Genomic DNA, 23,702 nt, shown 5'->3' on the forward strand with positions numbered 1-23,702 from the left:
CTTTTTTGATTGTAAGTATTTATACCTGTTTTTACTTGTTTCGTCAAAAAAAAACGATGATTTATAGCGATAAATAGTGTTTCCAATATAGTTTTTAATACTTCCTTTATACCTTTACACAAAATAGTTTACCGAAATGAAACAGAGCTTAATATGTATAGTAGTCTTCTTAGTGTCTATGTCTTCAAAAGCATCTTTTATACTTCTCCCTATGGATGAAACTACGCAGCAAAATCATCTTAAGGCATATGGAATTACCTATTGGTGTCTAAATAAAGATTATAAAGCCAGTTGGCTTTTAAATTATCGGGGTGGATCATTTTTATTGCCAGATGCTGATGAAATTCGTAAAGAGTGTAAAATTCGTGGTGTAAGTTTTGAGATACTTTCAGATAGTGAACAAATTTCAATTTTGGATCAAATTTCAAGCCCTTCACAAAACATGGAATCAGTCATTTTAGAAAAAGCCCCTAAAATTGCTGTTTATACGCCTAAAGGAAAACAACCTTGGGATGATGCTGTAACTCTGGTTTTGACTTATGCTGAAATTCCTTTTACACCAATTTATGATGAAGAGGTTTTAAGTGACCAGTTGTTGCTTTATGACTGGCTGCATTTACATCATGAGGATTTTACGGGGCAATATGGTAAATTTTATGCTGCATACAAAACTACGCCCTGGTATATTGAACAAAAGAGAGATGCAGAGACATTGGCAGCCAGGCTTGGCTATTCTAAGGTTTCGCAGGAAAAAGGAGCTGTAGCTAAAAAGATCAGAGATTTTGTTATTGGAGGAGGTTTTATGTTTGCTATGTGTTCTGCAACGGATAGTTTTGATATTTCTTTGACAGCAGATGGAGTGGATATCTGTGAAGCAATGTTTGATGGAGATGCGAGTGAACCAAATTATCAGGCAAAACTAAACTATGGAAATTCTTTTGCCTTTAAAGATTTCGCACTTGAAAGAAGACCGGAACAATACGAGTTCTCAGACATTGATATGACTACAAAACGTAGAATCACACCTGATAAAGATTATTTTACTTTAATGGAATATTCCGCAAAATGGGATCCGATACCAAGCATGCTGTGTCAAAATCATACACAATTGGTAAAAGGATTCATGGGTCAGACTACTTCATTCGATTCAGGATTGATCAAATCTAATGTTTTAATTATGGGAACATGTGAACTTAATGGTGAAGCACGCTACATTCATGGAGAGAAAGGAAAAGGAATGTTTACTTTTTTTGGCGGACATGATCCCGAAGATTATCAGCATCAGGTAGGTGATCCGCCAACAGTTTTGGATTTGCATCCAAATTCTCCGGGCTATCGATTGATTTTAAATAACGTTCTATTTCCGGCAGCAAAAAAGAAAAAATTAAAAACGTAATTATGCTCTGGATAGGTAAAAAAAAATGAAAAGGCTTTTTCAAAGTTTATGAAAAAGCCTTTTTTGTTTGTTTTAAATAAGAATTAAACTGCTCTTAATCCTGTTGTGATAGCTAATCTATTCCATGAGTTTATCGTAATGATGGTAAGGATGATCTCAGCCAAATATTTTTCATCAAATAGACTGGCAGCATTTTGATAAACTTCATCAGAAACATGATTACTGATTAGAGTCACTTGTTCAGTTAAAGCTAAAATTGCTTTTTCTTCTTCGCTAAATACATCAGCTTCTCGCCATGCGCTGGTAAGGTAAATACGCTGTTCATTTTCACCTAATTTTCGTGCATCAGTTGTATGCATATTGATGCAAAAAGCACAACCGTTTACTTGTGAAGCACGAATTTTAATTAGCTCTTTATGAGTTGAAGTTAGTGAAGTTGTGGAAATGTATTTTTCTAAATTCATTAAGGCTTGGTAGGCTTCTGGAGCCACTTGCGGAATAACTATTCTTGAATTCATTTTTATATGTTTTAAAGTTCATTACAAAGGTCAGTAACGTATACTTTAAAAAACTTGAACTGCTTCAAGAAATTCTGTTCAGACTTTACCGGCTCTTATTTTACTCATAAATTCTGCAGAAAAGTCTAAATAGGAGGCAAGCATGTATTGAGGAACCCGCTGTACAAATTCAGGGAAATGATCATTAAAATGATGATATCTTTCTTCTGCCGACATCGTAAACAAAAACTTAATTCGCATTTGTATAGCACCAAAACTTTTTTGAGTAACGATTCTAAAATATCGCTCCAGATTTGGAATCTCAATTAATAGCGATTCTAAAACATTTTTATCAATAGCAATGATATCTGAGTTCTCAACAGCCTGCAGATAAAAGTTAGATGGGGTATGATTGTGATAACTCAAATAATCAGTAATCCACCAGTTTTCAATGCCAAACTGAAGCGTTTGTTCAGATCCCTTAGAATTGATAATGTATTGTCTCATGCAGCCTTTAACAACAAAATATATTGTATTGCAGATTTGTCCTTGTTTTAAAACATGATCTTTCTTTGTTACTTTCGAAACTTCTAGACATGATTCTAATTTATAAACATCTGAAGGCTCAAGAGTAACGAATTTTTCAATATGAAGGATAAGTGTGTTTTGCATTACTTCTGTGTTTAGATTGATTGTAGAAATTAATATCAAAATTGCTGTTTACTTTTATGCCATTGCTAACAGCAGCTTGCCAATCAGCATGTTTAATAAATTCAGTGATTTGACCTACAATTAAATCGTGAAAATGCTCATTTTTTTTGTCTTTAAATTCAATCTTTACAAGAATGTTAGATACTGAATTGTCTCTATTAATTGTGAATTTAGCTTTGGCAAAAAAATCTCTTTTGTCATCGCTTTGAATAAATTTTTCAGGAAATACGAAAAAGGAGAAAAAATCTTTTTGAATTTGAATCTTTTGATCTAAGAAATCCACTGCTTTTGGATATATCTTGCAATAATCATCTACTCCATTGGAGTATTCAAAAGGTATGTCGATTCTACTTAGCACATACAAACTATCGGCCGTTCTTTCAATATTTTTGGTAAAGTTCTTTCCATATTTTAAATTCAACAATTCATTAGATGTTTTACAGTAACAATTCGTAACTAATAGATATCTATTCTCATCATCGGAACTCCAACACGAGTCAAAGTCATAAGTTTCACAAAAGTCAATTCTTTTTTCTTGGAGTAATTTTATTAGATGAGGATAGTGTCTATCATAATCGTTATCAAGGTATCCTTCGGGAATTAGTTCGTAGAATACTTCATGGTTTTTAAAATCAACTTTAGCTCTCTTAATTTCTGATAGGCAATTTACATCACGTTTATCAATTGCACCAATAACTGTCTGTATGGAATTCTTGTTCAGATTCTTCTCTTGAGCTTTGGCTAAAAGTATTTGCATAAGAAATAAAATTACAAAAAGATTCTTCATTGTGTCATTGTGTTGGCATCGAAAGATAGTAGAAACAAAAAACCATTCGAATAAACGAATGGTTTTTTTATGATAAGTAAGTAATTCTAAATTGAGTTTATAAAACGTTTATTTTACTTTATTAAGAATAGCTTTGAAAGCTTCTGGGTGGTTCATAGCTAAATCCGCAAGAACTTTACGGTTCAATTCGATTCCGTTAGCTTTAACTTTTCCCATGAATTGAGAATAAGACATTCCTTCTAATCTGGCACCAGCGTTAATACGTTGAATCCATAATGAACGGAAATTTCTTTTGTTTTGTTTTCTATCGCGGTAAGCGTAGCTCATCGCTTTCTCTACTGCATTCTTAGCAACTGTCCAAACGTTTTTACGTCTTCCAAAGAAACCTTTGGCTTGCTTCATTATTTTTTTTCTTCTTGCTCTTTTAGCAACTGAATTTACCGATCTTGGCATAATTTTAATGTGTTTTTGTAGCAGGCGTCCTGAATTGAATCAAAGGAACTTGAAAGCCATACTCCAAGGTTATATAAATAATTTTTTAACCTAAAGAAATTCTCTAGTCAAAGGTTTTAAAGTCAAATGTCAAAAGTCAGTTACAGACTTTTAAACTTTAAGACTTTTTGCTTTCGACTTATATTAGATAATTCTTAATTGTTGTTTAATGCTTTTCATATCTGTTTGGTGAACTAGCGCTGAGTGTGTCAAAGCTAATTTACGTTTTTTAGATTTTTTAGTCAGGATGTGACTTTTAAAAGCATGCTTTCTTTTAATTTTTCCAGAGCCAGTAACTTTAAAACGTTTCTTAGCGCTAGATTTTGTTTTCATTTTAGGCATTTTTCCTAGTGTTTTAATTTATTCTTACTTACTTATATCTTAGTCTGAAAGTTTAAAAGTCTAAAGCTTGAAAGTCTGTTTTGACTTTTGGCTTTATGACTTTCTGCTTTACGACTTATTTCTTTTTCTTCGGAGCAATGAACATAATCATTCTCTTTCCTTCTAGTATAGGCATAGCTTCAACTTTACCGTGTTCTTCCAAATCTTGAGCAAGGCGCAACAATAAAATCTGACCCTGATCTTTGTAAATGATTGAACGTCCTTTAAAAAATACAAATGCTTTTAGCTTAGCACCTTCTTTTAGGAACTTCTCAGCATTTTTTCTTTTAAATTCATAGTCATGTTCGTCAGTCTGTGGACCAAAACGAATTTCTTTTACTACAACCTGAGACGATTTAGCTTTTAATACCTTGTCACGCTTTTTTTGTTCATAGACAAATTTTTTGTAGTCCATGATTTTGCAAACCGGTGGTTCAGCATTCGGCGAAATCTCAACTAGATCCAATTCAAATTGATCGGCTAATCGTAATGCTTCGGCTAGTTTAAATACACCAGGCTCAATATTTTCGCCTACTAGTCTTACTTCTTGTACACCACGAATATTATTGTTTATTCTGTGTGCATCTTTTTTTTCTACGCGAGGTTGAAAACCTCTGTTGCTTCTTATTGCTATGGCTTTATAATTTAAGTTAAACTGTAAAAACTTTTAATGTTTTATTTATTTCTTCGTTTACAATTTTGATAAATTCATCAATTGTAACTGTAATATTTCCTTTTCCTTCTTGTCCGTGACGACGAATAGAAATAGTGTTATTCTTTTCTTCTTCCTCTCCTACAATCAGCATAAATGGTGTTTTTTGCATTTCTGCATCTCTAATTTTCTTGCCTATTGTTTCGTTTCGGTTATCAATTAGGGCGCGAATTTCGTGATTTTCTAGCAAATCTAAAACTTTTTTAGCATAATTTTCGTATTTCTCGCTCAAAGACAAGATTATAGCCTGCTCAGGCATTAGCCAAAGAGGGAAGTTCCCAGCTGTGTGTTCTAGTAAAATCGCAATAAAACGTTCCATTGATCCAAAAGGAGCTCTGTGGATCATTACAGGTCTGTGTAATTCATTGTCAGCACCTTTATAGGTCAATTCAAAACGCTCAGGTAAGTTGTAATCTACCTGAATGGTTCCTAATTGCCATTGTCTTCCTAGAGCATCTTTAACCATGAAATCTAACTTTGGACCATAGAAAGCAGCTTCACCATACTCTACAACGGTATTAAGGCCTTTGTCTTTTGCGGCATTAATAATCGCATTCTCAGCTTTCTCCCAGTTTTCATCTGTACCAATGTACTTTTCCCTATCTTCTTGATCTCTTAATGAAATCTGAGCAGTAAAGTTTTCAAAACCTAAGGAACCAAATACATACAATACAAGATCAATTACTTTTTTGAACTCTTCATCCAATTGCTCTGGAGTACAGAAAATATGGGCATCATCCTGAGTAAAACCTCGAACGCGAGTTAAGCCATGTAATTCACCAGATTGCTCATATCTGTAAACAGTGCCAAATTCAGCATAACGCTTCGGTAAATCTTTATACGACCACGGTCTTACATTATATATTTCGCAATGGTGAGGGCAGTTCATAGGTTTTAATAAAAACTCTTCACCTTCTGCTGGAGTATGAATTGGCTGGAAACTATCTGCTCCATATTTAGCATAGTGACCAGAAGTTACATACAATTCTTTCTGACCAATATGCGGACTAACAACTTGCTCGTAACCTGCTTTCTTTTGAGCTCTTTTTAGAAATTGCTCTAAACGATCTCTTAATGCGGCACCTTTTGGTAGCCACAAAGGCAAACCTTGACCAACTTTTTGAGAGAAAGCAAACAATTCAAGCTCTTTTCCTAATTTACGGTGATCACGACGTTTTGCCTCTTCAAGAAGTTCAAGATATTCAGTTAAATCTTTTTGTTTGGGGAAAGAAGTTCCGTAAACACGAGTTAACTGTTTGTTTTTTTCATCACCTCTCCAGTAAGCACCAGCAACACTCATGATTTTTACAGCTTTAATAATTCCAGTATTCGGAATATGTCCACCGCGGCATAAATCAGTAAAAGTAGAGTGGTCGCAGAATGTAATAGTTCCGTCTTCAAGATTTGAAATCAATTCAGTCTTGTAAACGTTGTCTTTATACATTTCTAAAGCTTCCGCTTTAGTTACTGGACGCATTTTGAAATCAAACTTACCTCTTGCGATTTCAAGAATACGGTCTTCGATCTTTTTAAAATCAGCCTCAGAGATTTTCTGGTCTCCAAAATCGACATCATAGTAAAAACCGTTAGCAATTGCAGGTCCAAGAGTTAATTTAATTCCGGGATACAATTCCTCAAGAGCTTGTGCCATTACGTGCGAAGTAGAATGCCAGAAAGCTTTTTTTCCTTCCACATCATTCCAAGTATATAATATAAGATTACCATCGGTCGTTAATGGAGTTTCGGTTTCAATAGTTGTACCATTAAAAGATGCAGAAATAACATTTCGTGCAAAACCTTCGCTAATGTTTTTAGCGACCTCCATTGGAGTTGCGCCTGAAGCGAACTCTCTAATTGACCCATCGGGTAAAGTAATCTTGATCATTGTTTATAATTTTGTGAATGCAAATATACATGATTACAAAAATACATACAATATATATATGTATAAGATTGCTATTATATAATGAGTAGCAAATTGTACTATATATAAGTATAAAACGCTACTATAATATGTAACAGGGGAAAGGTCGTAAGGTTTGTTGAAATAAGTAGTAAGTTTTAAAGGCTGATTATCCCGATTATCCCGAAAACAAAGTCGAAACCTTTTAGTTTGGGATTTAAGAAAAGGGTATTTACTTTTAATAAGGAGCTTTTTCCCGCTATTGGTTTCAATCTTTTGCTTTTTAAAGAAAAAAGCAAAAGTATTTTCACTTCTATCGGGGCTATGAGGTGCTTTTTAAAGAGAAATAGCTGTAGAAAAGATATAATCAAAGTTTTTCAGGATGAAAAGAAGCTTTTTTAAAACATAACTTTTGTTCAGCAAATAGTATTAAAGATTAAAAACTCCTTAAAAATGGAATTCAAAAAGCATGCTGAAATAAGGAAAAAATAGATTGTAGTATAAAAAACTGACAATTTTTCAAAAAAAGTCTAATCTGTAAGGAATTTGTTATGAGTTAGTTAATAAAAAAGGTTTAAAAAGATTGAAAAAATATAAAAAAAAGAGTTGTAAATGTAAATAAAGGTGTTACTTTTGCACCCGCAATAACGAAAGGCGTTCACTGAAATACTGGCAAGCATGCTGATTGAGAGAAAAGAGATTTTCAAAAAAAAGATTAGAAAAAGCTTGCGAGATTTGAAAAATGCTTTTACATTTGCACCCCGCAAAACACGGAAAGTTCGTTGAGAGATTGAAAGAAAAAGGAGAAAAAAGAAACGAAAAAAAAGTTTCAATTTTTTTTAAATTTTTCTTGCAGGAAACAAAAAGAAGTTTTACTTTTGCACCCGCTTTAAGAAACAAACGATAAGCGAAAAAAATAAAGAAAGATACGTTCGTAGACATATTGAATTGACAGCCGTTTTAACAGAGATGTTAGGACAAAAGAATAAGAGTAATGGAATCGATAGATTCGAGAAGAACCGATAGATATTCATCGCAATATAATATTAAAATATACGATGAAGAGTTTGATCCTGGCTCAGGATGAACGCTAGCGGCAGGCTTAACACATGCAAGTCGAGGGGTAGAAGTCTTCGGGCTTTGAGACCGGCGCACGGGTGCGTAACGCGTATGCAATCTACCTTTTACAGGGGGATAGCCCAGAGAAATTTGGATTAATACCCCATAGTATAGTGAGTTGGCATCAACCTACTATTAAAGTCACAACGGTAAAAGATGAGCATGCGTCCCATTAGCTAGATGGTAAGGTAACGGCTTACCATGGCTACGATGGGTAGGGGTCCTGAGAGGGAGATCCCCCACACTGGTACTGAGACACGGACCAGACTCCTACGGGAGGCAGCAGTGAGGAATATTGGACAATGGGCGCAAGCCTGATCCAGCCATGCCGCGTGCAGGATGACGGTCCTATGGATTGTAAACTGCTTTTGTACGAGAAGAAACACTCCTTCGTGAAGGAATTTGACGGTATCGTAAGAATAAGGATCGGCTAACTCCGTGCCAGCAGCCGCGGTAATACGGAGGATCCAAGCGTTATCCGGAATCATTGGGTTTAAAGGGTCTGTAGGCGGTTTAGTAAGTCAGTGGTGAAAGCCCATCGCTCAACGGTGGAACGGCCATTGATACTGCTGAACTTGAATTATTAGGAAGTAACTAGAATATGTAGTGTAGCGGTGAAATGCTTAGAGATTACATGGAATACCAATTGCGAAGGCAGGTTACTACTAATGGATTGACGCTGATGGACGAAAGCGTGGGTAGCGAACAGGATTAGATACCCTGGTAGTCCACGCCGTAAACGATGGATACTAGCTGTTGGGCGCAAGTTCAGTGGCTAAGCGAAAGTGATAAGTATCCCACCTGGGGAGTACGAACGCAAGTTTGAAACTCAAAGGAATTGACGGGGGCCCGCACAAGCGGTGGAGCATGTGGTTTAATTCGATGATACGCGAGGAACCTTACCAAGGCTTAAATGTAGATTGACCGTTTTGGAAACAGAACTTTCGCAAGACAATTTACAAGGTGCTGCATGGTTGTCGTCAGCTCGTGCCGTGAGGTGTCAGGTTAAGTCCTATAACGAGCGCAACCCCTGTTGTTAGTTGCCATCGAGTCAAGTCGGGAACTCTAACAAGACTGCCAGTGCAAACTGTGAGGAAGGTGGGGATGACGTCAAATCATCACGGCCCTTACGCCTTGGGCTACACACGTGCTACAATGGCCGGTACAGAGAGCAGCCACTGTGTGAGCAGGAGCGAATCTATAAAGCCGGTCACAGTTCGGATCGGAGTCTGCAACTCGACTCCGTGAAGCTGGAATCGCTAGTAATCGGATATCAGCCATGATCCGGTGAATACGTTCCCGGGCCTTGTACACACCGCCCGTCAAGCCATGGAAGCTGGGGGTGCCTGAAGTCGGTGACCGCAAGGAGCTGCCTAGGGTAAAACTGGTAACTAGGGCTAAGTCGTAACAAGGTAGCCGTACCGGAAGGTGCGGCTGGAACACCTCCTTTCTAGAGCCTCATATGTTAGTGGATACACACGTTGGGGATAAAAGATGATTATTTAGAAAGTTCTGAATTGAAAGATTTGATTACTCTTGCTGTTAATTTAAAAAAATAATGAAAATTAAGTAAAAACAGAGTCTCGTAGCTCAGCTGGTTAGAGTACTACACTGATAATGTAGGGGTCGGCAGTTCGAGTCTGCCCGGGACTACTATTTAACTTAAAAAAAGGAAATTTTAGAGGTTGAGTAACCGTTTTAAGTACTGTTAACTAAAAACTGTTAACTGACAACTAAAAAATGGGGGATTAGCTCAGCTGGCTAGAGCGCCTGCCTTGCACGCAGGAGGTCAACGGTTCGACTCCGTTATTCTCCACGAAATAATTGAAAATTATCAATTGATAATTATTAATTGTTAAAGTTCATTGACATATTGAGATAAGAAAAAATTAAAAAGTAGAAAGCGTTTTTTATTATTAGTAGTAATACAAATAAAAGAAAACAAAAAAACGGTCTTGTTTTAAGTAACAAGATTGGTACAATAAGCAAAATAAGGGCGTATGGGGGATGCCTAGGCTCTCAGAGGCGATGAAGGGCGTGATAAGCTGCGAAAAGCTGCGGGTATGGGCACACACCATTTGATCCGCAGATACCCGAATGGGGCAACCCACTATGTTGAAGACATAGTACACCGATAGGTGGGCAAACCCGCTGAACTGAAACATCTAAGTAGGCGGAGGAGAAGAAAACAAAAGTGATTCCGTAAGTAGTGGCGAGCGAACGCGGATTAGCCCAAACCAATGTTGTTACGGCAATGTTGGGGTTGTAGGACCACGATATTTTATGTACACGGAACCGGAAGTTACTGGAAAGTAGCGCCAAAGAGGGTGATAGCCCCGTATGGGTAACAAGTATAATAGATAGTGGTATCCTGAGTAGGGCGGGGCACGTGAAACCCTGTCTGAATTTGGCGGGACCATCCGCTAAGGCTAAATACTCCTGAGAGACCGATAGTGAACCAGTACCGTGAGGGAAAGGTGAAAAGAACCGTGAATAACGGAGTGAAATAGATCCTGAAACCATACGCTTACAAGCGGTCGGAGCCCTTTGGTGGGGTGACGGCGTGCCTTTTGCATAATGAGCCTACGAGTTAACGTTGCTGGCAAGGTTAAGTGATTAAGTCACGGATCCGTAGCGAAAGCGAGTCTGAATAGGGCGCTTTAGTCAGTAGTGTTAGACGCGAAACCGTGTGATCTACCCATGGGCAGGATGAAGCGCTGGTAACACAGTGTGGAGGTCCGAACCGGTTGACGTTGAAAAGTCTTCGGATGACCTGTGGGTAGGGGTGAAAGGCCAATCAAACTCGGAAATAGCTCGTACTCCCCGAAATGCATTTAGGTGCAGCGCTGATAATAGTTATATAGAGGTAGAGCTACTGATTGGATGCGGGGGCTTCACCGCCTACCAATTCCTGACAAACTCCGAATGCTATATAATGTTTTACAGCAGTGAGGGCTTGGGTGCTAAGGTCCAAGTCCGAGAGGGAAAGAACCCAGACCATCAGCTAAGGTCCCCAAATATATGCTAAGTTGAAAGAACGAGGTTTGTCTGCCCAGACAGCTAGGATGTTGGCTTGGAAGCAGCCATTCATTTAAAGAGTGCGTAACAGCTCACTAGTCGAGCGGACGAGCATGGATAATAATCGGGCATAAGCATATTACCGAAGCTATGGATTTGCAGTTTACTGCAAGTGGTAGGGGAGCATTCCAGCAGGGTTGAAGGTGTATCGTAAGGTATTCTGGACTGGCTGGAAAAGAAAATGTAGGCATAAGTAACGATAATGCGGGCGAGAAACCCGCACACCGAAAAACTAAGGTTTCCACAGCTATGCTAATCAGCTGTGGGTTAGTCTGGTCCTAAGGCGAACCCGAAAGGGACAGTCGATGGTCAACGGGTTAATATTCCCGTACTACTAATTACTGTGATGGGGTGACGGAGTGATGAAAGCGCCGCGAACTGACGGAATAGTTCGTTAAAGTACCTAGCTATATTCTCTATAGGCAAATCCGTAGAGAATGGTGAAATACGATAGTACTCGGAGTCTTCGGACAAAGAGATAGTGCGCCTAAGGGCTTCCAAGAAAAACCTCTAAACTTCAGGTAATTAGTACCAGTACCGTAAACCGACACAGGTAGTTGAGGAGAGAATCCTAAGGTGCTCGAGAGATTCATGGCTAAGGAATTAGGCAAAATAGACCCGTAACTTCGGGAGAAGGGTCGCCCCGAGCAATCGGGGCCGCAGTGAAGAGGTCCAGGCGACTGTTTATCAAAAACACAGGGCTCTGCAAAATCGTAAGATGAAGTATAGGGCCTGACACCTGCCCGGTGCTGGAAGGTTAAGAGGAGATGTTATCTTCGGAGAAGCATTGAATTGAAGCCCCAGTAAACGGCGGCCGTAACTATAACGGTCCTAAGGTAGCGAAATTCCTTGTCGGGTAAGTTCCGACCTGCACGAATGGTGTAACGATCTGGACACTGTCTCAGCCATGAGCTCGGTGAAATTGTAGTAACGGTGAAGATGCCGTTTACCCGCAGTGGGACGAAAAGACCCTGTGCACCTTTACTATAGCTTAGTATTGACCTTGGATAAATGATGTGTAGGATAGGTTGGAGACTATGAAGCGGCGTCGCCAGGCGTTGTGGAGTCATTGTTGAAATACAACCCTTTGTTTATCTGAGGCCTAACTCTTCGAAGAAGAGGACAGTGCTTGGTGGGTAGTTTGACTGGGGTGGTCGCCTCCAAAAGAGTAACGGAGGCTTCTAAAGGTTCCCTCAGTACGCTTGGTAACCGTGCGAAGAGTGCAATGGCATAAGGGAGCTTGACTGAGAGACATACAGGTCGATCAGGTACGAAAGTAGAGCATAGTGATCCGGTGGTTCCGCATGGAAGGGCCATCGCTCAAAGGATAAAAGGTACGCCGGGGATAACAGGCTGATCTCCCCCAAGAGCTCATATCGACGGGGGGGTTTGGCACCTCGATGTCGGCTCGTCACATCCTGGGGCTGGAGAAGGTCCCAAGGGTTGGGCTGTTCGCCCATTAAAGTGGCACGCGAGCTGGGTTCAGAACGTCGTGAGACAGTTCGGTCTCTATCTACTGTGGGCGTTAGAAATTTGAGTGGATCTGATTCTAGTACGAGAGGACCGAATTGGACTAACCTCTAGTGTATCTGTTGTCCCGCCAGGGGCACCGCAGAGTAGCTACGTTGGGAAGGGATAAGCGCTGAAAGCATATAAGCGCGAAACCCACCACAAGATGAGATTTCTTTTAAGGATCGTGGAAGATGACCACGTTGATAGGCTATAGATGTAAAGGCAGTAATGTCATAGTCGAGTAGTACTAATAATCCGTAAGCTTATGTACACCTTTTTCCTCCCGTGTAAAAGACGGGAGGGAAGCACTTTCTAATAGAATAATAGTTTTCTTTATCTCAGTATGTTAAGATATTGTCCGTACGCGGAAAGTAACTAGTAAAGAGTAAGTAGTGATTAGCTTAAAAACTAATTACTAAGCACTAAGGACTAATTACTAACAACCTTAAGGTGGTTATTGCGGCGGGGCTCACCTCTTCCCATTCCGAACAGAGAAGTTAAGCCCGCCAGCGCAGATGGTACTGCAGTTTTGTGGGAGAGTATGTCGTCGCCTTTCTTTTGAAAACCCTGTTTCTGATGAAACAGGGTTTTTTGTTTAAAATGAGGTACCTTAGCTCAGATGGTAGAGCAATGGAGGATCAAAGCAAAAACCTGTGGGGATGCAAAAATTAAGCATAAATATTAGTTAGCCTAAAAAGGAAGTATTCTATATTTCTAACACCTCTAAATTTTGATCTAAATGCTTTTATTTTAGCATTGAATGATTCTGCAGAAGCATTAGTACTTCTGTTATCAAAATAATTTAAGATGGTTTGATAATGATTCATAATTGTACGAGAGATTGTACCGAAAGACTTAAATCCAGATTGATCTACTTTTTCATGCCATCTGGCTAATTTTGCAAAACCAATGATTTTATCGGTTGTATTCTCAAAGATGCCACGGAGCTCTTGAGTTAGATTGTATCCTTTTTGAATATCAGGATATAACTCAAATAGTAAGGCAGCACGTTCTATTTGATTTTGAGTCCATTTCGATTTGGATTTATACAAGAAATAGCGACTCCTCGCTAGTAATTGCTTAAGGGTATCCCCATTTGAAAGTGTTTTAGATTCGAAATTTACTTTTGACTTTTTGGCTTTTTCAATAGCATCATTTTCTTGATCAATGGCTTGCCAACGATATTTAATCCTGATTTCCTGCAGGGCTTCTGCAGCTAGCTTTTGAACATGGAATCGGTCTGTAACTCGAGTGGCATTAGCAAAACACTTTTTAGCTATCAATCCCATATTCCCGGCCATATCCTGAGTAATTTCCTTGACTAGATTCCGCTGTTTAAGAGGAATTTTTTCAATAACGCCAATAACTGTTTCTGCTTTAGTTCCTGCAATCATAGCTACTATAGTTCCTTTTCTACCTTTACCGGATTTGTTGGTTAAAATAGTATAGAGTTCGCCATTTGAAAGTGAGGTTTCGTCTATTGATAAACGCTTTCCAATATTTTGTGGAAAAAGAAGCCATTTTTTAGCATGTGATATTTGATCCCAAACTTTGAAATCACTTAGAAAATCTTTGTATTGACATTGCAGGTTTCTACCAGAAACTCCATAGAAAGAGGCAATGGTATTGCAATCATTTGGACTGGAATCTATTGATCTCTTTTAAAAAAGACGCAAACTCCTGGGTTACACGAGTTCCGTCTGCTACTAAATTCCAATCTCTAAAAACGATTTTTCGAGTATCTTCATTAAGCCATCTTCTGCGAGTGATGTGAAGGTATACTTGGTGTCCACGGATAGGAAAATCCTGAACCGTTATCTCTTCGAAGAATCCTTTTGAGCTTAATTTTGATTCTCTGTATTCTTTAGGTATCGAATTAATCTCTTTTAAATACAGATGGAGTGTTTCATCTTTCTTTTTATAAGAAGTAAGTTCGAAGTAGTCTACTATTATCTCAGGTAATAACAACTTAAGGATATCGATAAAAGAATCTTGCATTGGGGGATAGATTAAACATACAAATATCTAGATTTTAATATTTCCCCACAACAATATGTTATGATCCTTAAAATAGTATAGAGTTCGCCATTTGAAAGTGAGGTTTCGTCTATTGATAAACGCTTTCCAATATTTTGTGGAAAAAGAAGCCATTTTTTAGCATGTGATATTTGATCCCAAACTTTGAAATCACTTAGAAAATCTTTGTATTGACATTGCAGGTTTCTACCAGAAACTCCATAGAAAGAGGCAATGGTATTACAATCATTTGGACTGGAATCTATTGATCTCTTTTAAAAAAGACGCAAACTCCTGGGTTACACGAGTTCCGTCTGCTACTAAATTCCAATCTCTAAAAACGATCTTTCGAGTATCTTCATTAAGCCATCTTCTGCGAGTGATGTGAAGATATACTTGGTGTTCACGGATAGGAAAATCCTGGACCGTTATCTCTTCGAAGAATCCTTTTGAGCTTAATTTTGATTCTCTGTATTCTTTAGGTATCGAATTAATCTCTTTTAAATACAGATGGAGTGTTTCATCTTTCTTTTTATAAGAAGTAAGTTCGAAGTAGTCTACTATTATCTCAGGTAATAACAACTTAAGGATATCGATAAAAGAATCTTGCATTGGGGGATAGATTGAACATACAAATATCTAGATTTTAATATTTCCCCACAACAATATGTTATGATCCGCAATGGACTGAAAATCCATGTGTCCCTGGTTCGATCCCTGGAGGTACCACAAAATGCTCGGATGGTGAAATTGGTAGACACGCTGGACTTAAAATCCAGTGGACAGAAATGTCCGTGCGGGTTCAAGTCCCGCTCTGAGTACAAAGCCCTAAAAAACGCAATTGCTATAAATTAAGTAATTGCGTTTTTTTGTTTTATGAAAGCTTTTAAATAATCAAAGGATGAGATATTCCTAAATTATTATGTAAACTAACCTGGATCAAAGCAAAAATCAGATGCATAACCAAAACAAAATTAAAATGAGAACCTATAAAACAAAAAACAGTAGCAAACCTGAGCTTGCTACTGTCTAAAATTGTACTTATTAATCCTGTATCACTTTTTCAGGACTAGACATTCCGAAAGCCTTTCGTAAATAATAATGTTATCTACTATTTTTATTTGCACGGGCGGAGGGATTCGAACCCCCATCAACGGTTTTGGAGACCGCTATTCTACCCTTGAACTACGCCCGTAACTTAAGGTCGGCAAATTAAGAGTTTTTTTTCTTGCCGCGCAACTATTTTTTGCAGATTTAAAAAGGGTTTCAGCAGATGTAAATAGGTTTTTAATCAAATAAAATCTATTAAGTTTCTCATAATCTGAGAAAAACAAAGTCATTTACTCTAAAAATCTATTATAAAAAAAAGTTGTTTCACGCAGATTTAAAAGGATTTTAGCAGATGTGAACAGATTTTCAATTAGAAATCAATTTAAATCTGCTGAAATCTGTGTGGAATAAAAAATTAAAATCTTTTTATTGCAGTAAAGCATTTTTCAATCCCTCAAAATCAACCGAAATCTGCTCACCCGTTACTAAATTTTTAAGCGAATAAGAATTTGAGGCAATTTCCTGATCTCCTGCAATTACAGCAAACGGAATCAAACGTTTATCTGCATATTGAAATTGTTTCCCAACTTTTACATTATCAGGATACAATTCTACTTTTATATTTTCCTGTCTTAATTTCTGAATTGCCTGCGAAGCATACAAAGCTTCTTTATCTCCATAATTGACAAATAACGCTTTTGATGTCGCAGCAACTGTTTCCGGGAATAATTGCAATTCTTCTAAAACCAGATAAATTCGGTCTAATCCAAAAGAAATTCCGACACCACTCATATTTTTTAAACCAAAAATACCAGTCAAATCGTCGTATCTTCCACCGCCGCCTATCGAACCTATTGAAACAGTTTTTGGTGCTGAAACTTCGAAAATAGCACCGGTGTAGTAATTTAATCCACGAGCCAATGTCACATCCAGATCTAAAATTGCGCTTGACAATCCTAAAACGGCAACATTGTCACAAATAAATTTCAATTCTTCAACACCTTTCATTCCTTCTTCAGAAGAAGCCAATAATGCTGAAAGCTGGTTGATTTTATCTGCAAAAGTGCCACTGAAACTAAAAAGCGGCTGTACTTTTACCAAAGCTTCTTCAGAAATTCCTTTTTCAATCATTTCTTTCTTTACACCATCTTCACCAATTTTATCTAATTTGTCTAGGGCAACTGTAAAATCGATTAATTTATCCGAAGCTCCTATAACTTCTGCTATTCCAGATAAAATTTTTCGGTTATTGATTTTTATAGTCACACCTTCTAAACCTAAAGAGGTAAAAACGGTATCATACAACTGAACCAGTTCTACTTCCTGCCAAAGCGACTTTGAACCTACAACGTCGGCATCACATTGAAAAAACTCCCTAAAACGGCCTTTTTGCGGACGATCTGCTCGCCAAACCGGCTGGATCTGATATCTTTTAAAAGGAAATTCAATTTCATTTTGGTGCTGTACAACATACCTTGCAAACGGCACAGTCAAATCATAACGCAATGCTTTTTCTGAAATTCTGCTTGTAAACTTATTCAACTCAATTCTTTGATCAACATTAATTGTTTCTGCCGAATTAGTTTGAAGCACTTCTAAAGATTCTGGCAATTCGATTTTATTTTTATTGAAGAAAAAATTTCCCGAATTCAATATCTTAAAAATCAAACGATCGCCCTCTTCTCCATATTTCCCCATCAAGGTATCCGAATTTTCAAACGAAGGGGTTTCAATAGGCTGAAAACCAAATTTCTCAAAATCATTTTTTATCGTTTGGATAATATATTGACGCTTTGACACCTCTGCAGGTGAAAAATCTCTTGTCCCTTGTGGAATACTTGGTTTTGAAGCCATTTCTTTTATTTTAGATTGTTGATTTTAGATTTTAGCTTTCTGTGAAACTAAAATACAAAACCTTTAAAATTAATTTATTTCTAGATTTTTTTGATTGTTGGTTCTTGGCCTTTCGATTTTAGGACTTTCCAACTTTCAACTTAATTTAAAATCGCCTGCAAATATCTTACTTTTTAGAATAAATAATAACACTTCGAAAACAAACTTGTAACAAAAACCGTATTTTCGTGACAAATTGGTCATGATGCTAAAATTATTTAAAGAAAATATCCGAATTGCTTTTGGTTCTATCAAAACGCAATTGCTGCGAACTATTCTTACCGTATTGATTATCGCTATCGGAATTACAGCTTTAGTTGGGATTCTGACTGTTGTAACAGCGCTTGAGAATACGGTTTCTACTAATTTTGCATCTATGGGTGCAAATACTTTCAACATCAATCAATACGAAAACACCGTTAAAAACCGGGGCGGAAATGAGCGCGAAATCATCAATCCCATTATTTCTTACCCTGAAGCTGTCGCTTTTAAAAACAAATACAAATACCCGTTTACCGAGACTTCACTTTCATTTACAGCAACTTCAAAAGCCGAAGTCAAATATTTAGATCAAAAAACAGATCCTGAAATTACAATTGTAGGTGTTGACGAACATTTCATAGGCAACTCTGGCTTAGAAATAAATTCAGGGCGTCCATTCAATCAGTTTGATATTGACAACAATACGTATTCCTGTGTGGTAGGTTCCGATTTCGAAAAAGGGCTATTAAAGGACGTTAATCCAATTGACAAAATCATTTCAATCCGCGGAGCGCGTTTTAAAGTTATTGGCGTTTTAAAAGAAAAAGGATCCACGTTTGGTAACAGCCAGGATTTACGCGTCTTGATTCCAATTCAGGTAGCGCGTTCGTTGTTTACTGCACCAAAAATCAACTATACGATAAGTGTAATGGTTGCTAAAAAAGAACTTTTAGATCAGGCTGTTGATAACGCAACCAGTACGATGAGAAGAGTTCGAAAACTCAGTCCTGTTCGTGATAATAATTTTGGTATTGGCCGAAGCGATGATTTAATCAACAGAATTCTCGGAATCACTAAATATTTAGGCTGGGCTTCCTGGATTATCAGTATCATCACCATTTTAGGATCATCAATTGCCTTAATGAATATCATGATCGTCTCAGTAACCGAACGTACCCGAGAAATTGGTGTTCGTAAAGCTTTGGGTGCAACAAAAATTACTATTTCTGTTCAGTTTTTTATCGAAACTTTATTGATTGGACAAATTGGCGGCTTAGTCGGAATTGTATTAGGAATTCTAATCGGTTTCGCATTTGCAGCCGCAATGAGTTTTGCATTCGTGATTCCATGGATGGCAATTTTTGCAGCTTTTGGAACCAGCTTTATGGTGGCAATTGTTTCCGGATTATACCCTGCAATTAAAGCTTCGCAATTAGATCCTATTGAAGCTTTACGTTACGAATAATTTTTATTTGAAGCAGAATTTACTCGTTTTAAAGACCAGTTGTCCCGCTATACGTTTCAATCTTTTATGCCGAACCCCGGCATAAAAGGATTTTCACTGCTATCGGGGCTAAGTTAGACCTATCATTTTTTCAAGAACTTTTCATTTCTCTGTAAAATTTCCAAAACCTTATAGGTTTATAATGATATTTAGAATACATCCCTACAAGATTTTGGAAACCTTGCAGGAAATCATACGATCATTTTCATAAATATCCTTTCGCAATTCAATATTTTTAAAATCCATTTTTTCGAGTAATTCAGTCATTTCCTCCCCTAAATACTGATTGATTTCAAAATACAATTGCCCTCTTTCTAAAAGGTTTTTTTGAGCTAATTCAGCGATTTTCCTATAAAAAACCAATGCATCATTATCATCCACAAAAAGTGCCAGATGCGGTTCATAATCCAAAACATTCTTTTTAATTTCCTTCTTTTCTAAGTTACGGACATACGGTGGGTTCGAAACAATAATATCAAAATTAGATTTCAGGATATCTAATCCTAAAACATTTTTAAGTATAAAAATAATTTTGACATTATTATTCCTTGCGTTTTTTTTTGCCGTTTCGATAGCTTTTTTTGAGATATCCATAGCATAAACTTCTGCATTAAGCAGATTCTTTGCCAGCGAAATTGCAATACAGCCGCTTCCGGTTCCAATATCCAGAATTTTTAGTTTTTTAGTTTTATCAATGAACTTATTTTCATTAATAATCCAGTCAACCAGTTCTTCTGTTTCAGGTCTCGGAATCAAAACGTTTTCATTTACTTCAAAATCCAGTCCATAAAAATTTGTTTTCCCAAGTAAATACTGAATCGGAACTTCTTTTTTCAATTCATTTAAAAAAGCATCGAAAACCTCTAAATCAGCATCTGAAAAAGCCAATTCATGATTCAGTGCCAAATCTATTTGTCTAAGATTATACTTATCTTCTAATATCAGATAAAAAAAACTCTCAGCTTCGTATGCATCATACAACGAAGAGAGTTCCTTGATAAATTGTGTTCTGTATTGTTTGATTTTCATTTGGGACTTTAAATTACTTCCTATTAAATTTTGAGAAATAAATTTTATTAAAATATCATTTTACAATTCTTTTAACATCCAAACCGGGCAGGAATTGTGCCCTGTGCATCCTAACGGATCATCTAAATACACAAACCCTGACTTTTTGTATAATTTTTGGGCAGCATGCATAAATGGCATTGTTTCTAAATAACATTTTTCAAAACCAAAGCCTTTAGCAAGTTCTAAGCATTTTTCAATCATTTTGCTTCCAATTCCTAATCCGCGGGTTTGAGGCAAAAAATACATTTTTTGTAATTCGCAAATTTTTGGATCACCATTTTCCAAAGGTGCAATGCCACAACAGCCTACAATTTCACCTTCATTCTCTACTACAAAATAAACTGATTGCGGCTTACTGTATTGTTCAAACATTAAATCTAAATATGGATCTTCATAAGCTGTTCCGGTTTTCGGAATTTCCATTTCATCAAAAACCCATCGTATTAATTGGGCAACTGCCTGATTGTCTTCTTTTTTAACTTCTCTGATAATCCAATTTTTCATTTTAAAAATTTATTCTGCCTTCCACAAAAATAAACATACTTTTGGTATTGTTTTACAACTCCGCTGTTAACATTAGACTAAAACTCAAAAATGACTACTTTTGCATTGTGAACAGACATGAGAAATACATCAGACGCTGCATTGAGCTGGCTAAAAATGGCTTTGGAACAACATATCCAAATCCAATGGTAGGAAGTATACTTGTTTATGAGGATAAAATTATTGGGGAAGGCTGGCACAAAAAAGCGGGAGAACCTCACGCCGAAGTCAATGCCATACGATCTGTAAAAGATAAATCGCTTCTCAAAAAAGCCACTATTTATGTAAGTTTAGAACCCTGCAGTCATTTTGGAAAAACACCTCCCTGCTGCGATTTGATTATCGAACATAAAATACCAAATGTGGTTGTAGGCACTGTTGATCCGAACGAAAAAGTTGCCGGAAAGGGAATAAAAAAAATAATAGAGTCAGGTTCTAATGTAATTGTTGGTGTTTTAGAAAATGAATGCTATGAACTCAACAAGCGCTTTTTTACCTTTCACAACAAGAAGCGGCCTTATATTATCTTAAAATGGGCTGAAACCCAGGATGGCTTCTTAGCACCTGAAAAAAAAACGAATCAGGAACGCCATCCAGTCTGGATAACCAATCCTTATTCAAGACAATTGGTGCATAAATGGAGAAGCGAAGAACAAGCCATCCTTGTTGGCACTCAAACAGTAATTGATGACAATCCAAAATTAAATATAAGGGACTGGTCAGGAAACAGTCCTGCGAGAATAGTTTTGGATCAAAACAACCGAATTACAACAGACAGTTTTATTTTTGACAACAGCATCAAAACCATTGTTTTTACGAAATCTGAAACCAGCTTATCAACAGAAAATACAACTTTTGAAGTAATTAATTTTAAACAAAATATAATACCGCAAATTTTGGATGTTTTACATCAAAATCAGATTCAGTCTGTTATTATCGAAGGTGGTTCACAAACTTTACAGACTTTCATTGAACAGAATATTTGGGATGAAGCCCGCATTTTTAAAGGGAAAAATATTTTTAATAGAGGGATTAAGGCTCCGGTTATTGCTCAAAAAAATACAACCAAGACTTACATTCAGAACGACGAATTAATATATATTAGAAATTATGATTGATACAATAATTTTTGATTTTGGTGACATTTTCATCAATTTAGATAAAGAAGCTACTATTTCCGGACTGAAGAAATTAGGGATGACCGAGTGGAATTCAGAATTTGACCGTTTAAATCTGTCGTTTGAAACTGGTGCTATTTCGCATGATGATTTTTTGGCAGGTTTTCAAAACCAGCTTCCTAATGCTTCAATTGAAGAAATTCTGGAAGCATGGAACGCTATACTCGCAGATTTCCCCCCATACCGATTAGAATTTCTCAAGATGCTTTCTAAAAAATACCGCCTTTTTTTATTGAGCAACACCGACTCAATTCATATTGCAACTTTCGAAAAGAAAAGTGGAATCCCATTTTACAGTGATTTTTATCAATGTTTTGAAAAAGTATATTTTTCATTTGAAATTGGAATACGAAAACCAAATCCGGAAGCGTATCAATACATTATCAACAAACACAAATTATCGCCAAAACGAACTTTGTTTGTTGATGACAAAAAAGAAAATACCGATGCTGCTGCAGCATTAGGCCTTCATGTCTGGAATTTACAAGTTGGCAAGGAGGATGTTGTAGATTTATTTGAGAAAAAAATATTAGAATAATGATGTTTTTGTTTTAAAGATTAAAATGATTTTTCACCCTGATTTAGGCCAATTTAATTATAAACCTGAGTGAACTTAAACTTAATATTTTAAAAAAAACTTAGAATTTAGTTTTGGAATACAACGACACTTACCAAACTATTGCTTTTGAATCTGAAGAAGTGCTTTTTAAAGAAAAAGGAAGCAAATTCTTTGGTTATGCTTTTCCTATAGAAAATGAAGAAGAAGTAAAACCTATTATTGAAAGATTAAAAAAGCAGCATCCTCATGCAGTACACTATTGTTACGCCTACCAGATTGGCACTGTCCCAAAAATTTCATATCGGGCAAATGATGATGGTGAACCTGGTAATACAGCCGGAACCCCGATTTATGGACAGATACAGTCCTTTGGTTTAACCAATATTCTTGTAGTTATAGTTCGCTTTTTTGGCGGAATAAAATTGGGAGTTGGCGGATTAATAACTGCATACAAAACTACCGCACAAATGACACTTGAAGTTTGTGAAATTATAGAAAAAACCATTGATGTTCAATTTCTAATTTCTTTCGATTATAAAAACATGAACAAGGTAATGCGGGTAATTAAGGAGAAAAAACTCGAAATAACCTCTCAGGAAATGGAAATTGATGAAAATTCGGGACTTCCTATTGGCAAAATCATCACCAAAACGCGAAAAAAAAATGCTGAATCTATATTCAGCACTTTTAATTTAATGTTTGAAATCGATATAAAAATTATGTAAATCGATATAAAAACACCCCTCATTTTAACAATTATTCAAGCGTTTTAAATAATTCTAAAATATAATCCGGAGGAGCAGTTGGCCGACCTGTTTTTAGCGAAATAAATACCAAAATAAACACTGCCGTTGTTAATAACTCATTCGCTTCATTATAGATCGCACAGTCAAATTCAATCTTAACTGAAGACTGACTTTTGAAAGTAGTATGAATTGTTAAAAGCTCATCATAACGTGCCGACTTTTTGTAATTTATCTGCATCGAAACAATAGGCAGTCCGATTCCGCTTTCTTCCATACTTTTATACGAAATCCCTTTATTTCTAAGCCATTCCACTCGACCTATCTCAAAATAAGGAACATAATTCCCATGATATACGATTCCCATTTGATCGGTTTCTGAGTAGCGAACACGTATCTGAGTTTGATGATTTTTCATTATTTAAATATTAAAAAAAATTAATTTTAAAAAGCCTCTATACAATATTATTTTATAAAATTAGAGAACAAAATATTTTTTTTTACAGAATTTTGTTCACATATTTGTTATCCCAAAATATGGAATTAAATCGCTCCTTTTTATTAGGAGAATCTTT

19 protein-coding genes, 4 tRNA genes and 3 rRNA genes are annotated in these 23,702 nt (G+C 36.6%); 11 read left to right on the forward strand and 15 right to left on the reverse strand.

Annotated elements, in window-relative coordinates; all coding sequences use genetic code 11:
- Positions 1–136 precede the first annotated feature (136 nt).
- Entirely contained in the window at positions 137–1,396 is a 1,260-nt protein-coding gene (locus tag ACNC7R_RS05305) for an asparagine synthetase B (RefSeq protein WP_417939925.1), read from the forward strand.
- Positions 1,397–1,479: 83 nt separating this feature from the next.
- Here ACNC7R_RS05305 and ACNC7R_RS05310 read toward each other — a convergent pair whose 3' ends face one another.
- The 7 genes from ACNC7R_RS05310 to thrS all read right to left on the reverse strand — a co-directional run bounded on the left by ACNC7R_RS05310 (position 1,480) and on the right by thrS (position 6,861).
- Entirely contained in the window at positions 1,480–1,914 is a 435-nt protein-coding gene (locus ACNC7R_RS05310) for a carboxymuconolactone decarboxylase family protein (RefSeq protein ID WP_417939926.1), read from the reverse strand.
- Between the two features lie 78 nt (positions 1,915–1,992).
- Positions 1,993–2,565, reverse strand: coding sequence for a Crp/Fnr family transcriptional regulator (locus ACNC7R_RS05315; protein WP_417939927.1), 573 nt, complete (start codon positions 2,563–2,565; stop codon positions 1,993–1,995).
- Positions 2,537–3,391, reverse strand: coding sequence for a hypothetical protein (locus ACNC7R_RS05320; RefSeq protein WP_417939928.1), 855 nt, complete (start codon positions 3,389–3,391; stop codon positions 2,537–2,539). Before ACNC7R_RS05320 ends, ACNC7R_RS05315 begins: the two co-directional genes overlap by 29 nt.
- Positions 3,392–3,499: 108 nt before the next feature.
- Complete coding sequence (gene rplT / locus ACNC7R_RS05325; RefSeq protein WP_008464948.1) at positions 3,500–3,844, reverse strand: 50S ribosomal protein L20; 345 nt, start codon at positions 3,842–3,844, stop codon at positions 3,500–3,502.
- Between the two features lie 183 nt (positions 3,845–4,027).
- Entirely contained in the window at positions 4,028–4,225 is a 198-nt protein-coding gene (gene rpmI, locus ACNC7R_RS05330) for a 50S ribosomal protein L35 (RefSeq protein WP_026727505.1), read from the reverse strand.
- A 115-nt stretch (positions 4,226–4,340) separates the two neighbouring features.
- Complete coding sequence (gene infC, locus ACNC7R_RS05335; RefSeq protein ID WP_417943145.1) at positions 4,341–4,898, reverse strand: translation initiation factor IF-3; 558 nt, start codon at positions 4,896–4,898, stop codon at positions 4,341–4,343.
- 16 nt (positions 4,899–4,914) lie between these two features.
- Entirely contained in the window at positions 4,915–6,861 is a 1,947-nt protein-coding gene (gene thrS, locus ACNC7R_RS05340; RefSeq protein ID WP_417939929.1) for a threonine--tRNA ligase, read from the reverse strand.
- A 1,073-nt stretch (positions 6,862–7,934) separates the two neighbouring features.
- Here thrS and ACNC7R_RS05345 point away from each other — a divergent pair.
- From ACNC7R_RS05345 to rrf, 5 genes are all read left to right on the forward strand, one after another.
- Positions 7,935–9,448, forward strand: a 16S ribosomal RNA gene (locus ACNC7R_RS05345).
- 129 nt (positions 9,449–9,577) lie between these two features.
- Positions 9,578–9,651: transfer RNA gene (locus ACNC7R_RS05350), tRNA-Ile, on the forward strand.
- 89 nt (positions 9,652–9,740) lie between these two features.
- Positions 9,741–9,814, forward strand: a tRNA-Ala gene (locus ACNC7R_RS05355).
- Between the two features lie 163 nt (positions 9,815–9,977).
- A 23S ribosomal RNA gene (locus ACNC7R_RS05360) occupies positions 9,978–12,859 on the forward strand.
- Positions 12,860–13,034: 175 nt separating this feature from the next.
- A 5S ribosomal RNA gene (gene rrf, locus ACNC7R_RS05365) occupies positions 13,035–13,144 on the forward strand.
- The 16S, 23S and 5S rRNA genes sit together here with 2 tRNA genes alongside, the layout of an rRNA operon.
- 112 nt (positions 13,145–13,256) lie before the next feature.
- Here rrf and ACNC7R_RS05370 read toward each other — a convergent pair.
- The 3 genes from ACNC7R_RS05370 to ACNC7R_RS05380 form a co-directional block, all read right to left on the reverse strand.
- The gene (locus ACNC7R_RS05370; protein ID WP_417943128.1) at positions 13,257–14,240 is read right to left on the reverse strand and encodes an ISL3 family transposase; all 984 of its coding nucleotides are present in this window, start codon (positions 14,238–14,240) and stop codon (positions 13,257–13,259) included.
- The gene (locus ACNC7R_RS05375) at positions 14,221–14,586 is read right to left on the reverse strand and encodes a transposase (RefSeq protein WP_417939511.1); all 366 of its coding nucleotides are present in this window, start codon (positions 14,584–14,586) and stop codon (positions 14,221–14,223) included. Before ACNC7R_RS05375 ends, ACNC7R_RS05370 begins: the two co-directional genes overlap by 20 nt.
- Before the next feature lie 264 nt (positions 14,587–14,850).
- On the reverse strand, positions 14,851–15,216 hold the full coding sequence (locus tag ACNC7R_RS05380; RefSeq protein WP_417939930.1) for a transposase: 366 nt from the start codon (positions 15,214–15,216) through the stop codon (positions 14,851–14,853).
- Between the two features lie 123 nt (positions 15,217–15,339).
- Between ACNC7R_RS05380 and ACNC7R_RS05385 the strand changes: the two genes are divergently transcribed.
- Positions 15,340–15,425: transfer RNA gene (locus tag ACNC7R_RS05385), tRNA-Leu, on the forward strand.
- Between the two features lie 303 nt (positions 15,426–15,728).
- Here the strand turns inward: ACNC7R_RS05385 and ACNC7R_RS05390 are convergent.
- A tRNA-Trp gene (locus ACNC7R_RS05390) sits at positions 15,729–15,799 on the reverse strand.
- 281 nt (positions 15,800–16,080) lie between these two features.
- Positions 16,081–17,508 (reverse strand): histidine--tRNA ligase, encoded by a 1,428-nt coding sequence (gene hisS / locus ACNC7R_RS05395; protein ID WP_417939931.1) that lies wholly within the window; start codon positions 17,506–17,508, stop codon positions 16,081–16,083.
- A 241-nt stretch (positions 17,509–17,749) separates the two neighbouring features.
- Here hisS and ACNC7R_RS05400 point away from each other — a divergent pair, with 241 nt between their 5' ends.
- Entirely contained in the window at positions 17,750–18,994 is a 1,245-nt protein-coding gene (locus ACNC7R_RS05400) for an ABC transporter permease (protein WP_417939932.1), read from the forward strand.
- A 201-nt stretch (positions 18,995–19,195) separates the two neighbouring features.
- On the opposite strand, the gene prmC is transcribed toward ACNC7R_RS05400, so the two are convergent.
- On the reverse strand, positions 19,196–20,062 hold the full coding sequence (prmC, locus tag ACNC7R_RS05405; protein ID WP_417939933.1) for a peptide chain release factor N(5)-glutamine methyltransferase: 867 nt from the start codon (positions 20,060–20,062) through the stop codon (positions 19,196–19,198).
- 60 nt (positions 20,063–20,122) lie between these two features.
- Positions 20,123–20,608, reverse strand: coding sequence for a GNAT family N-acetyltransferase (locus ACNC7R_RS05410; RefSeq protein WP_417939934.1), 486 nt, complete (start codon positions 20,606–20,608; stop codon positions 20,123–20,125).
- 107 nt (positions 20,609–20,715) lie between these two features.
- On the opposite strand from ACNC7R_RS05410, the gene ribD reads away from it, so the two are divergent.
- The 3 genes from ribD (at position 20,716) to ACNC7R_RS05425 (ending at position 23,109) form a co-directional block, all read left to right on the forward strand.
- A complete protein-coding gene (gene ribD, locus ACNC7R_RS05415; protein WP_417939935.1) occupies positions 20,716–21,765 on the forward strand; it encodes a bifunctional diaminohydroxyphosphoribosylaminopyrimidine deaminase/5-amino-6-(5-phosphoribosylamino)uracil reductase RibD in 1,050 nt (349 codons plus the stop codon).
- Positions 21,758–22,363: an HAD family hydrolase gene (locus tag ACNC7R_RS05420; protein WP_417939936.1), complete on the forward strand. Its 606-nt coding sequence runs from the start codon at positions 21,758–21,760 to the stop codon at positions 22,361–22,363. The genes ribD and ACNC7R_RS05420 overlap by 8 nt, the downstream gene beginning before the upstream one ends.
- A 113-nt stretch (positions 22,364–22,476) precedes the next feature.
- Positions 22,477–23,109 (forward strand): IMPACT family protein, encoded by a 633-nt coding sequence (locus ACNC7R_RS05425; RefSeq protein ID WP_417939937.1) that lies wholly within the window; start codon positions 22,477–22,479, stop codon positions 23,107–23,109.
- A gap of 31 nt (positions 23,110–23,140) precedes the next feature.
- Here ACNC7R_RS05425 and ACNC7R_RS05430 read toward each other — a convergent pair whose 3' ends face one another.
- Complete coding sequence (locus tag ACNC7R_RS05430) at positions 23,141–23,545, reverse strand: acyl-CoA thioesterase (RefSeq protein WP_223681826.1); 405 nt, start codon at positions 23,543–23,545, stop codon at positions 23,141–23,143.
- Positions 23,546–23,702: the final 157 nt, after the last annotated feature.

Source organism: Flavobacterium adiutor, assembly GCF_048282555.1.
Classification (GTDB): Bacteria; Bacteroidota; Bacteroidia; order Flavobacteriales; family Flavobacteriaceae; genus Flavobacterium.

Excerpts from the sequence above, each read along its gene's own strand:
- ACNC7R_RS05305 (WP_417939925.1), top strand. The coding sequence starts at position 137 with ATGAAACAGAGCTTAATATGTATAGTAGTCTTCTTAGTGTCTATGTCT.
- ACNC7R_RS05310 (WP_417939926.1), bottom strand. The coding sequence starts at position 1,914 with ATGAATTCAAGAATAGTTATTCCGCAAGTGGCTCCAGAAGCCTACCAA.
- ACNC7R_RS05315 (WP_417939927.1), bottom strand. The coding sequence starts at position 2,565 with ATGCAAAACACACTTATCCTTCATATTGAAAAATTCGTTACTCTTGAG.
- ACNC7R_RS05320 (WP_417939928.1), bottom strand. The coding sequence starts at position 3,391 with ATGAAGAATCTTTTTGTAATTTTATTTCTTATGCAAATACTTTTAGCC.
- rplT (WP_008464948.1), bottom strand. The coding sequence starts at position 3,844 with ATGCCAAGATCGGTAAATTCAGTTGCTAAAAGAGCAAGAAGAAAAAAA.
- rpmI (WP_026727505.1), bottom strand. The coding sequence starts at position 4,225 with ATGCCTAAAATGAAAACAAAATCTAGCGCTAAGAAACGTTTTAAAGTT.
- thrS (WP_417939929.1), bottom strand. The coding sequence starts at position 6,861 with ATGATCAAGATTACTTTACCCGATGGGTCAATTAGAGAGTTCGCTTCA.
- ACNC7R_RS05375 (WP_417939511.1), bottom strand. The coding sequence starts at position 14,586 with ATGCAAGATTCTTTTATCGATATCCTTAAGTTGTTATTACCTGAGATA.
- ACNC7R_RS05380 (WP_417939930.1), bottom strand. The coding sequence starts at position 15,216 with ATGCAAGATTCTTTTATCGATATCCTTAAGTTGTTATTACCTGAGATA.
- hisS (WP_417939931.1), bottom strand. The coding sequence starts at position 17,508 with ATGGCTTCAAAACCAAGTATTCCACAAGGGACAAGAGATTTTTCACCT.
- ACNC7R_RS05400 (WP_417939932.1), top strand. The coding sequence starts at position 17,750 with ATGATGCTAAAATTATTTAAAGAAAATATCCGAATTGCTTTTGGTTCT.
- prmC (WP_417939933.1), bottom strand. The coding sequence starts at position 20,062 with ATGAAAATCAAACAATACAGAACACAATTTATCAAGGAACTCTCTTCG.
- ACNC7R_RS05410 (WP_417939934.1), bottom strand. The coding sequence starts at position 20,608 with ATGAAAAATTGGATTATCAGAGAAGTTAAAAAAGAAGACAATCAGGCA.
- ACNC7R_RS05420 (WP_417939936.1), top strand. The coding sequence starts at position 21,758 with ATGATTGATACAATAATTTTTGATTTTGGTGACATTTTCATCAATTTA.
- ACNC7R_RS05430 (WP_223681826.1), bottom strand. The coding sequence starts at position 23,545 with ATGAAAAATCATCAAACTCAGATACGTGTTCGCTACTCAGAAACCGAT.